Annotated in this window: 11 protein-coding genes; all 11 read right to left on the reverse strand. The window is 64.0% G+C overall.

Going from position 1 to position 10,842, the window contains the following annotated elements; all coding sequences use genetic code 11:
• Nucleotides 1-8: 8 nt before the first annotated feature.
• Nucleotides 9-869 (reverse strand): NADPH-dependent oxidoreductase, encoded by an 861-nt coding sequence (locus B5V02_RS37440; protein ID WP_111548930.1) that lies wholly within the window; start codon nt 867-869, stop codon nt 9-11.
• 80 nt (nt 870-949) lie between these two features.
• Nucleotides 950-1,993 (reverse strand): aldo/keto reductase, encoded by a 1,044-nt coding sequence (locus B5V02_RS37445; protein ID WP_111548931.1) that lies wholly within the window; start codon nt 1,991-1,993, stop codon nt 950-952.
• A 60-nt stretch (nt 1,994-2,053) separates the two neighbouring features.
• A complete protein-coding gene (locus B5V02_RS37450) occupies nt 2,054-3,130 on the reverse strand; it encodes an LLM class flavin-dependent oxidoreductase (RefSeq protein ID WP_111548932.1) in 1,077 nt (358 codons plus the stop codon).
• Nucleotides 3,131-3,204: 74 nt separating this feature from the next.
• On the reverse strand, nt 3,205-4,560 hold the full coding sequence (locus B5V02_RS37455; protein ID WP_111548933.1) for an LLM class flavin-dependent oxidoreductase: 1,356 nt from the start codon (nt 4,558-4,560) through the stop codon (nt 3,205-3,207).
• Entirely contained in the window at nt 4,557-5,738 is a 1,182-nt protein-coding gene (locus tag B5V02_RS37460; protein ID WP_111548934.1) for an acyl-CoA dehydrogenase family protein, read from the reverse strand. Before B5V02_RS37460 ends, B5V02_RS37455 begins: the two co-directional genes overlap by 4 nt.
• A gap of 4 nt (nt 5,739-5,742) precedes the next feature.
• Nucleotides 5,743-6,084: a DUF3088 domain-containing protein gene (locus tag B5V02_RS37465; RefSeq protein WP_111548935.1), complete on the reverse strand. Its 342-nt coding sequence runs from the start codon at nt 6,082-6,084 to the stop codon at nt 5,743-5,745.
• Nucleotides 6,085-6,091: 7 nt separating this feature from the next.
• On the reverse strand, nt 6,092-7,447 hold the full coding sequence (locus tag B5V02_RS37470; RefSeq protein WP_111548936.1) for an LLM class flavin-dependent oxidoreductase: 1,356 nt from the start codon (nt 7,445-7,447) through the stop codon (nt 6,092-6,094).
• Between the two features lie 113 nt (nt 7,448-7,560).
• A complete protein-coding gene (locus B5V02_RS37475; protein ID WP_111548937.1) occupies nt 7,561-8,736 on the reverse strand; it encodes an acyl-CoA dehydrogenase family protein in 1,176 nt (391 codons plus the stop codon).
• A gap of 22 nt (nt 8,737-8,758) precedes the next feature.
• Entirely contained in the window at nt 8,759-9,625 is an 867-nt protein-coding gene (locus tag B5V02_RS42090; RefSeq protein WP_245446380.1) for a hypothetical protein, read from the reverse strand.
• 8 nt (nt 9,626-9,633) lie between these two features.
• Nucleotides 9,634-10,197, reverse strand: a complete 564-nt coding sequence (locus B5V02_RS42095) for an FAD/NAD(P)-binding protein (RefSeq protein WP_245446381.1) — start codon at nt 10,195-10,197, stop codon at nt 9,634-9,636.
• Between the two features lie 463 nt (nt 10,198-10,660).
• A partial coding sequence (locus B5V02_RS37485) for a hypothetical protein (RefSeq protein ID WP_146606197.1) occupies nt 10,661-10,842 on the reverse strand: 182 nt, incomplete at its 5' end.

Raw genomic sequence — 10,842 nt, forward strand, 5'->3', positions numbered from 1 at the left:
GGGCTCGGCTATTTCAGCTTGAAGCCCAGCGCCTTGAGCGCATCGCCCAGGCGATCGCGGCCTTTCAGTGCCGCCGTGCTGCCGATGCGGTTCGACATCATCTCGGTCCAGTCGACGACGGGTATCGACTGCTCCTGCTGGAAGGTGCGAAGCGTCTGGTTGTAGGCTGCGAGATCGTCCGGATGCGGAGCTGATTGGTAGCGCTCGCGATGCAACACCACAGCCTGCGGCAGTCTGGGCTTGATATCGGTCGCGGCCAGGAGATCGGGATAGCCGACGGTCAGGCCGAACACCGCTACGGTTTCCGGCGGCAGGCCGAGCTCGCGCGCCACCTCCCGCGGATGGTTGCGCATGGCGCCAATATAGCAGGAGCCGAGCCCGAGCGCATCGATCGCCACCACGGCATTCTGCGCGGCAAGTGCGGCGTCGATCACGGCCAACAGAAAACTCTCTTGGTAGTCGAGGCCCTCGCCTGCCCGTCCGTTTGCCTCGGCAATAGCGCGCAACCGCGACAGGTCGGCCAACCAGACCAGCAGCAGCGGTGCCTGCTCGATATGGCGATTGATCGCCGCCAGTCCGGCAAGCCGCGCCTTGCGCGCTGGATCCTCGACAGCGATCACACTCCACGCCTGGAGGTTGGAAGAAGTCGGCGCCGACTGGGCAGCGGCAACGATCAGTTCCAGCGTCCCTTCGGGCAGAGGCCTGGCGAGATAGTTGCGGACCGAGCGATGCGAAAGGATCGCCTCGAGGGCTTCGTTCCAGTTGCCGGTATGCGCGCTTTGCGGCGCCCGATAACGCCGCCGTAGCGCCGCTTCACCACGCAGGTCGGCGTCGGACGGGCGGGTGCTGAAGGCGGCCGGCTGTGACATCGTCTTCCCTATTCGGCAATCTGACTTATTCGGCTACCCGGCACGTTGCATGCCGATTGATTGAAGCGGCACAGGTCACATCAGAATGGCATTGGATGCGCCCTGTACGCCTCGCCGATCCGCGCCAGTATCTCCGGCGACAGTTCGATCGAGGCTGCATCGAGCGCATGGTCGAGTTGTTCGACGCTGGTCGCCCCGACGATGGGGACAACGGGAAACGGGCGAGACCGCACGAAAGCGACTGCCATCGTCACGGGGTGGATGCCGGCCTCCCGGGCGATCGAAATATAGGCGTCGACAGCCGGCCACACCCGCGGCGAGCAACGGCCGCCGAGGTCGCCATTGAGTGCGCGACGCGATCCTTCCGGCGAGTAGTCGGGCCGGTATTTGCCGCTGAGCAGGCCCGCTCCCGCCGGCGAATAGGCAAGCAGCGTTACCCCCTCGTTCACGGCAAGCTCCGCGAGGTCGGTATCGTAGTAGCGGCAGAGAAGCGAATATTCGTTCTGGATCGTCAGCGGGCGAGGACCGACACCGTCGTCGGCGAGGCGCAGCCACTGCGCCATGCCCCATGTCGTTTCGTTTGACAGCCCGAAATGCCTGATCTTGCCTTCATTGCGAAGCGCGGCGAGCATTTCCAGGCATTCGGCCATGCCGGCCACAGCCTCCGCCTTCACCTGCCCGGACGGATCGAAGCTCCAGACCCGGCGAAAATGGTAGTGACTTCGGTTGGGTACGTGGAGTTGGTACAGATCGATGTAGTCCGTCCTCAACCGGCGCAGCGAATTTTCAACCGCGGTCCGCAGCGTTTCGGCGGTGATCTTCGCGCCGCCGCGCACAACGTCCTGGCCGAGACCCGACACCTTGGTGGCGATTACCAAATCGTCGCGGCGGCTTCTCGGCGCGAGCCAGCTTCCAATGTAGCTTTCGGTTCGACCGACCGAGTCTTCGCGAACCGGGTTGACGGGATAGACCTCTGCGGTGTCGATGAAATTCACGCCCCGCTCGACCGCACGATCAAGCTGTGCGTGCGCCTCGGCCTCGGTGTTCTGACGACCCCAGGTCATTGATCCCAGGCAGATCGAACTCACGTGCGGGCCTTCCGGACCCAAAATCGTTCTCTTCATCCAAACCCTTCCCTGCACGCCACTTCCCTCGCCGGCACTTGCCGGTTCAAGAAGCGCGGCTTAGGCCCCATTGCGCAATAGCGGAAGCAACTGATCGCCTTGCCGCTTGATCTCGAAAAGATACGGTGTGTCCGAGAGCACGAAGTGCGTGATGCCCAGATCCCGGTACCTGCCGAGCGAGCGGGCGACGTCGGCGGCCGAGCCGACCAGCCAAGTGGTGCCGGCGCCGCCGCCGCCGTACTTGCCCGGCGCAGTATACAGGTTGCCGTCCAGCACCTCGCCACGCGCGTGCAAATCGAGCAGCCGCTGCTGGCCTACCGCTACCGCCCGACCGTGATCGTTCCAGCCGGCGCCGTTGCCCTTGGCCATCTCGTCGACCTTCGCCTCGGCGTCCGCCCAGGCCTGCCCAGCGGTGTCGCGGACCAGCGTGGTGACCCGTAACCCGAATTCCAGAGGCGGGAGGTCCCGGTCAAGTTCCCTGCTCAAGGCCTTGAGCCGCTCGATCCGCTCCCGGACGCCGTCGAGCGGCTCCCCCCAGAAGAGCTGGACATCCGCCTCGCTGGCCGACACCCGCTCGGCCGCCTCCGAGGCGCCGCCGAAGTAGAGCTTGGGATGGCGACGATCGCCACGGACATGGATGCGGGGCATGACGGTAGACCCGGTGACCTGGAAGTGCTCGCCGGCAAACGTCACGTTCTCTTCGGTCCAAAGTCTGCGAACCAGCCGCATGAACTCTCTGGTGCGGGCATAGCGATGTATCTGGTCGCCTTCGCTGTCGCCATACGCAGCGAGGTTGTCCTTGCCCGACACTATGTTGATACGCACGCGACCGGCAGTCAGCTGGTCGAGCGTGGCTACGGCGGATGCGAAGTGCGCCGGTCGCCAGTAACCCGGGCGGATCGCGATGAGCGGCTCGAAGGAGGTGGTCCGCGCGGCGAGCGAGGCCGCGACGGTAAACGTGTCGGGCCGACCCCAGCCGGTACCGATCAGCGCGCCCTTCCAGCCGTGTTCCTCAAGCGCCTTCGCGTGGCTGGTCAGCGTCTCCAGGCTGTTGTGGTTCTCGACGGCCGAGTCGCCGCGGTGACCGGGATCAACCTGGTTCGGGATGTACCAAAGAAATTCGGTATCGGCGCTCATTGTCGGGCCTGTATTCTGGCCGGGTATGGAGGTCAACGGCAGGACCTTCCGCTCCGTCGTCTTTTGATGATCATTCAATGGGTGGCCCCGAGCAGCGCTGGCGCCTTGTGCGGCGGCTGCGCGAAACGGCTTTCGGGCCGGGCGAGCCCGAGATGGTCGCGCAGCGTGCGCCCTTCATAGTCCGTGCGGAACAGGCCACGCCGGCGCAGGATCGGCACGACCGTATCGACAAAGACTTCCAGTCCGGTCGGCAGCACGTCCGGTATCAGATTGAAGCCGTCGGCGGCGCCGGCAAGAAACCATCTTTCGATATCGTCGGCGATGTGCTCCGGCGTGCCGACGATGGTGCGGTGACCGGTGCTGCCGTTCAACGCCCGGATCAATTGGCGAACGGTGAAACCGTTGCTGCGGGCGAGCGTGAGCGTGGCCTTGAAGAACGTGTGGCCGCCGTTGGAGGGCAGCTGAATCCCTTCCGGCAGCTTCTCGTCGAGCTTCAGCCGCTCGCGATCGATGCCGAGAACGCCGGACAGCCGCGTCAGGCTGTAGTCGAGCGGGATGCGGTCCCACAACTCTTCCTGGCGTCGCTCCGCTTCCGCCTCGGTGCTGCCGATAATGGTGGCTAGGCCGGCGAGGTTGAGCGGCACGCCGCCGGTGCGGCCGTAAATCTGGGCGCGTGTCTTCAGCTCTTGTGCATAGGAAAGCGCTTCTTCGAGGGATTGCGAGGCCGAGAAGACGGCTTCAGCGTGGCGTGCGGCGAGCTCCTTGCCGTCATCCGATCCACCGGCCTGGACGACGACCGGATGCCCTTGCGGCGAACGCGGCACATTGTGCGGCCCGTGCACCGAAAAATGCGCGCCCTTGTGCTCGATGGCGTGAACCTTGGCGGCATCGACGAAGCGCCCGCCGGCGACGTCGCCGATGAAGGCATCGTCCTCCCAGCTGTCCCACAGCGCCTTGACGATTTCGGCAAATTCCGCCGCCCGCTCGTAGCGCCGGCCATGATCGATCGCACCGGTGAGGCCGAAATTGCGGGCCGAGGCCGGATCGGCCGTGGTCACGATGTTCCAGCCGATACGCCCGCCGCTGACATGGTCGAGCGTCGCGAAGCGCCTGGCGATATTATAGGGTTCGTTGAAGCTGGTCGAAGCGGTGGCGATCAGGCCGATGCGCTCGGTCGCGGCCGCAATGGTCGCCAGTACGATGGTCGGCTCGAGCGAGGTGATCGGACGATAGTCGATGCGGTCGGCAATCGCGGCCTGGTCGGCAAGAAAGATGGCATCGAACGTGCCGCGTTCGGCAATCCTTGCGACCTGCACATAGTGGTTGACGTCGAAGGCAGCGTGCGGGTCGACGCCGTCCATCCGCCATGCCGCCGGCGAAAAGCCAGCATGCAGGATGTTGACGTTGAGATGGAGCTGCCGGCCGCTCATCGAAAGACGCCGGGCTCGGGATAGGCGCCGGTCAGATACCAGGTGCCGACGGTGCGGGTCTTGTATTCGGCGGGGTTGTGCAAGGTGTGAATGCGCGCGTTGCGCCAAAAGCGGTCGAAGCCGTATTTGCGCACCGCCGAGCGCGCGCCCATCACCTCGAAGATCTCGGTGGTAACTTCCAGCGCGACATCGCCCGCCAGCACGTTGGCCGCGGCCACGGCAACCGCCGCCTCGCCGCGCTCTTGCTCGGTCAGCGCCTTGCCGCGCGCGATCGCATGATCGAGCGCCGCCGCCGCGCGGTCGGCCAACACCGTCGCCGCCCGCGTCTTGACCCAGAGTTCGCCATACTGGCGCTTGATCCATGGATCGTCGATATGGCGCTCGACACCGGAATACATCCATGGCCGCGAACTGTTGATGGTGTAGTCGCGGGCCGCCAGCAGCGCGCCCTGGGCAGTGCCGATGAAGACATTGAGCAGCACGCTTTGCTGTTGCAGCGGGCCGATGGTGCGGATCGGCAATGACGCGTCGACCCAGCCGCGCACGAGCTCGCTGTCATGGATCCTGACGTCCTTGTAGGCGACCTTGCCGCTCCCGGTCTGCGTCTGGCCGATGCCGTCCCAGTCGTCGAGAATGGTGATGCCCTCGCGGTCCGCGGGGATCGCCGCGAATTTCCTCTCGCCGCTGACCTCGTCTTCCCACGAGGTCGAAAGATAGTCGGCGACATGCGAGCCGGAGGCAAAGGGTTTGAAGCCGTTGACGATCGTCCATTCTCCGTCCTTGCGGCCGAACAGCGTTTTGGAAAAGCTGTTGCCGGTGTTGCCCCAGAACCAGTCGCCGGCAGCCGAACGCCGCAGCAGATCGGCTGAGCGCGGTTCGTCCGAATTGAGCCTGGCCGCGATCAGAGCGCTGAAATGATAGCCGTAGATGTGGCCGATCGAACCATCGACCTTGGCGAACTCGCGGCCGATTTTCAGCGCCGTCGAATAGGGTTCGCCAGCGCCGCCGAATTCCTTGGGAATGACGATGGTGAGCAGGCCGCTCTGCTTGAGCAGACGGATCTGTTCGACGGGCCTGCCGCCAAGCTGGTCGCGCTCGACCGCGTCACGGGCAAAGATGTCGCGCAACTCGACCGCCTTGGCGATCCATGGGTTGGAGGTATCGGGATCGAAGGTCATCGTGTCACTCGTGCAGATGCGGGAAGCCGTGGCGCTCGGCAAGCAGCGCAAGAATGCGCTTGGTGTCGTCGGCGAAGGCCTTGCCCTTGGCCGTCGGCAGGCCGGCGGGCTGATTGCTGCCGATGACGAGCACCGGCAGCGACTGGTGCCGTTCGCCAAGAGCGTCGATCACCTTGCTTCTCGGCCTTGCGAACGGGACGCGCTCGACGTCCAGTTTGGCGGTGAGATCGGGAAAGGCAGCGAGCAACCCTTCGACCTGGTTGCAAAAGGGACAGACGAATGTCCGGCCCGGATGTTTTGGGTCGGAGAAACCCGGCTGAATGAGAAAGAGCGTATCGCGTGCCATTGCCGGCCTATTCCGCGGCTGCTGCGGCATGCCGCGAAAAACGGTTTGCCGGCCGTTTCAGGCCGAGATTGTCGCGCAAGGTGCTGCCCTCATACTCCTGACGGAACAGGCCACGGCGGCGCAGTTCCGGCACCACCAGCTCGATGAAATCCTTCAAGCCGCCGGGCATGATCGGCGCCATGATGTTGAAACCATCGGCGCCGTAGTTCTCGAACCGCTCTTCCATGGTGTCGGCGATCTGCTCGGGCGTGCCGACCACCTGCCAGTGGCCACGGGCGCCGGCGATGCGCAGATAGAGCTGCCGGATCGTCAGTTTCTCGCGCCGCGCCAGATCGATCACCAGCGCCTGCCGGCTCTTGCCGGCATTGGTCTCCGGCAGGTCAGGCACCGGGCCGTCGAGCGGGTACGAGCTGAGGTCGAAACCGCCGGCCAGCGCCGACACCAGACCGAGGCCCACCTCCGGCTGGATGAGATCCTGCAATTGCTCGAATTTATCGTGAGCCTCGGCTTCGGTCCGGCCGACGACCGGGAAGATGCCGGGGAGGATTTTCAGATCATCCTCGGAGCGGCCGTATTTGCCGAGCCTGCCCTTGACGTCGGCATAGAAGGCGGTGGCTTCATCAAGCGTGATCTGCGCGGCGAAAATCGCTTCCGCCGTGCGTGCCGCCAGCTCCTTGCCGGGGCCGGACGCCCCAGCCTGGACGACGACCGGATGGCCTTGCGGCGTTCGCGGCGTGTTCAGCGGACCGCGCACCTTGAAGTGCTGGCCCTTATGGTTCAACACATGCAGCTTGTCCTTGTCGAAATAGCGCCCGCTTGGCTTGTCGCGCGGGAAGGCATCGTCCTCCCAGCTGTCCCACAGGCCGAGCACCACATCGGCGAACTCTTCGGCCCGCTCGTAGCGGTCGCCGTGCTGGATATGCGCCTCGTGGCCAAAATTGAACGCCGCTTCTGGATCGGAAGAGGTGACCAGATTCCAGCCGGCGCGCCCGCCGCTCAGATGGTCGAGCGACGCGAACTGGCGGGCCAGATTGTAGGGATCGGAATAGCTGGTCGAAGCGGTGGCGATGAGGCCGATGCTCGTGGTCACCGCAGACAGCGCCGACAGCAGCGTGATCGGCTCGAACGGATAGACGCCGCTATGCGCCTTGCGGCTGGCCGCCTCGAGATTACTCAGCCGCGCCGCCACGCCGTCGGCAAAGAAGATGGTGTCGAATTTGGCCGCTTCCGCCAGCCGCGCAAGTTCGACGTAGTCGCCGAGGCTGGTCCCTTCGCCTGCCGCTGGATGGCGCCAGGCCGCGACATGGTGGCCGGTGAAGAGAAGAAATGCTCCAAGCTTGAGCTTGTCCTTGCGCCTAGCCATTTTCGCGCCTCCTAAAGCAATTCCAGGAAAAGTGTGAAACGGTTTTCCGTCCGGAATTGCGTAAAAACAAAGGGATAGAGCGGTTCGCCGTTTCCATGAAACGGTGAACCGCTCTAGCGATACAGTCCGCCGACCGGGAATTCCCCGGTCAGCAACCAGATGCCGACGGTGCGCTTCTTGTACTCGGCCGGATTGTGCAGCGTGTGCGTGCGCACGTTGCGCCAGAACCTGTCGAAGCCGTTGGCCTTGGTTGCCGAGCGGGCGCCCATCACCTCGAAAACCTCGCTTGACGCATCGAGGCCGATTTGCCCGGCATAGACATTGGCGGTGGCAAGATCGATCGCCGTCTGCCCGCGCTGCTCCAGGGTCAACGCCTCGCCCTGGCCATAGGCGGCATCGAGGCTGCGTGCCGCTATATCGGCGAGCTCGGCCGCAGCCAGCGTGCGGATATAGAGGTCGCCATATTTGCGTTGCACGAACGGATCGTCCGTATGCTTCTCATAGCCGGAATAGACCCAGGGGCGCGATTGCGAGTTGGTATAATCGCGGCCTTCGCTCAACGCTCCTTGCGCGCTGCCGACGAACAGATTGAGCAGGACCGCCTGCTGGAAAAGTGACGTCAGCGTCTGGAATGGCGTCAGCGGCACGGCGGGCGAGCCAATCAGCTCATCGTCACCGACATGCACGTCCTTGAAGGTGACCTTGCCACTGCCGGTCTGGCGTTGGCCGACGCCGTCCCAGTCGTCCTCGATGACGATGCCTTCGCGATCGGCCGGAATCGCTGCTGCCAACCGGTCCTGACCGTCCTCCCACGCGACCTGGATGTAGTCGGCGATGTGCGACCCGGAAGAGAACGGCCGAAAGCCGCTCAGAATCCAGCCCTTGCCATTGCGCCTGGCCGACGAGCTTTTCGACATCGCATTGCCGGAATTGCCCCAGACCCAGTTTTCGCGGGCCGAGCGCGTCAGCAGCCGGTCCTTCTGCGCCTCCGTGCCGCGAAACAGCACGCCGTTGAGCGGCAGATGATGGTAGCCGTAGAGATGGGCGAGCGAGCCGTCGGTGCGGGCGAATTCACGCACGACGCGAAGCACCGACAGCCAAGACGCGCCCTTGCCGCCGTAGCGCTTGGGAATCTGCGCCGATGGCAAACCACTTTCCTTCAGCAGGCGGATTTGCTCGACGGGCCGTCCACCGGCCTTGTCGCGCGCCACCGCATCCCGGTCGAAGATATCGCGCAGTTCGACCGCCGTGGCGACGAACGGATCGGACAGGTCAGGGCTGAAGGTCATCTGCAGTATCCATGAGATGCGTCTATTCCGCCGCGATGGTTTGTGCCGGCCGCCAGACGGAAGAGGCATAGGCCTCCTCGCCGAATTCGGCCGGATGGCTACCAGTGATGCGGCGCTCGTGGCTGTCGAGATCGGCCAGGAAGAGATCGCGGCTGATGCGCGCAACCACGGCCGGCACATCGCGCCTGATCGACGGGACATCGCCGATCGGCAGGCCGAAACTGACGAAGCCGCCCGGATTGAAGACATGGATATTCCTGAGGAGCGGCGCCTCGCCCGGCGCCTTCTCGAGGAATTCGTGACCGAGACCAAGATAGGGATAGGCGCCGAAAAACTCATCCAGTTCGCCTTCCGGTGGCGCGTACTGGTCACGCCACAGCCGGACGGAGGCGGCGAAATCGGCAAATTCCGGCTTGCGCGTCGGGTCGGCGAAATAGCCGGTGCCGGCGATAACGGAGTCGAAGGTAAACGTCTCGCCGCCGATATCGGTGACGACCTTGCCGCCTTCGACATCCGCGTTGATCCAAGGGGCACCGAGATGCAGGTGGAAATTCTTGTGCCGCACAACGCGTTCCACGGCATCGGGCGGTGGCGTCGAACCGGCATCGCGAAACCGCAGTGCCTGGCGCCAGCGCACCGCATCCGGCAGCAGTGGATAGTTGTCATAGGCTCCGGGATAGCCGCGCACGCGGTTGATCGGCACGCTGGCAATGCTGTTGCGGCGGGCGAAGAGACGCACTGATTTTGCCCCGGCCTCAAGGGCCGCTCCGGCCGCATCGAATGCCGAAGCCGCGGATCCGACGACAGCGATTGTCTTGCCCTTGAGCGAAGCGAAATCGATTGCCGCCGAGCTGTGCGCAACGAAGCCGGGAGGCAGAGCGGCAAGCACATCCGGTATCACCGCACCGCCGCTGCCGCCAAATCCATTGGCCAGAATGATCTTGCGCGCCGTTTCGACCGATGGCTTGCCGTCGCTTCGAGGTGAAGGCGAAAATGCCCTTCAGCCGGCTCGATGCGCAGGAGACGCGTGCCGTAGCGGATGCCGATACCGAGGAACGCGCGATACCATTTCAGGTAGTTCGCCCAATCCGTCCGTGCGATCCGGTCGAAGCCGGCATAGGCTTCCGCACCGTGGCTGGCTTCATACCATGATTGAAAGCTCAAGCCCGGCAGGCCGAGTTCCGGTCCCGGCAGGCCCTTTGGCGTTCGCAGCCGGTTCATCCGCGCATGGGTGAGCCAGATCCCGGCCTTGCTCTCATCCGGCGCCGCATCGATGACCGTGACCTTGCCGATGCCGGCCCGCCTTAGCGCGAAGGCAAAGGTCGAGCCCGTCTGCCCGCCACCGACGATGAAGACATTGTGTTCGACGCCCTCCCGATCCGGCACCCAGTTTTGCGGATCGGGACCGATCAGTCGAAGTGTTTCGCGGGCGTCGTGATGTGGATCGGTCGGTAAGGCCATTTCAGTCCCGGCTGAAGTTGAGCGTCATGCCAAACTCCGCCTCGGTCGGCAAACAGTCCAGAAATGTCTGCTTTGATTGCCCGGTAGTTTTTTTCACTTGCATTGCCACGACGCGCTTTCACGGCCGACCTAATGGGAATTGCGTGTGGTCTCCCCGAAGCCGGAGAAGCTTTTGATATTGCAGCGGACGCAGGCACTGGTCATTTTCATCTTCTCACGGCTCACGCGCAATACGCCTGCGCAGCCGGGGCATTGGTGTCGAAGACATCAGCAGTCGCGTGGTCAGCGGGATCGGCTTGATCTTGGTCGACCGACTTGTGTGACGTCCGCCATCTGACGGACGGCAGATCGCGGATACACCGGCGACGGTCCTCGCAGGATAGGTCAGTACAGCTATTCAACAGGCGTCCCAAGACGGGGGCCTTATCTCCACGCTGCAGCCATTCAAACATTACTCACCACCTCACGACAGCTTGGACATCTTCACCTTGGGCTCGCGCGCCCATAGGCGTAAAGCACCCAGGGCCGTCAGGAAGCCGGTGACATCCTTCGGTCCCGATAGCGCAATGACGCCTCCGTCGAGGCTGTCGGCGATACCCGTTTTTTCGAAAAGAGGCATCGCGGCGTCGACATAGCCAATGAATT

The organism is Mesorhizobium kowhaii, assembly GCF_003253745.1.
GTDB lineage: Bacteria > Pseudomonadota > Alphaproteobacteria > Rhizobiales > Rhizobiaceae > Mesorhizobium > Mesorhizobium kowhaii.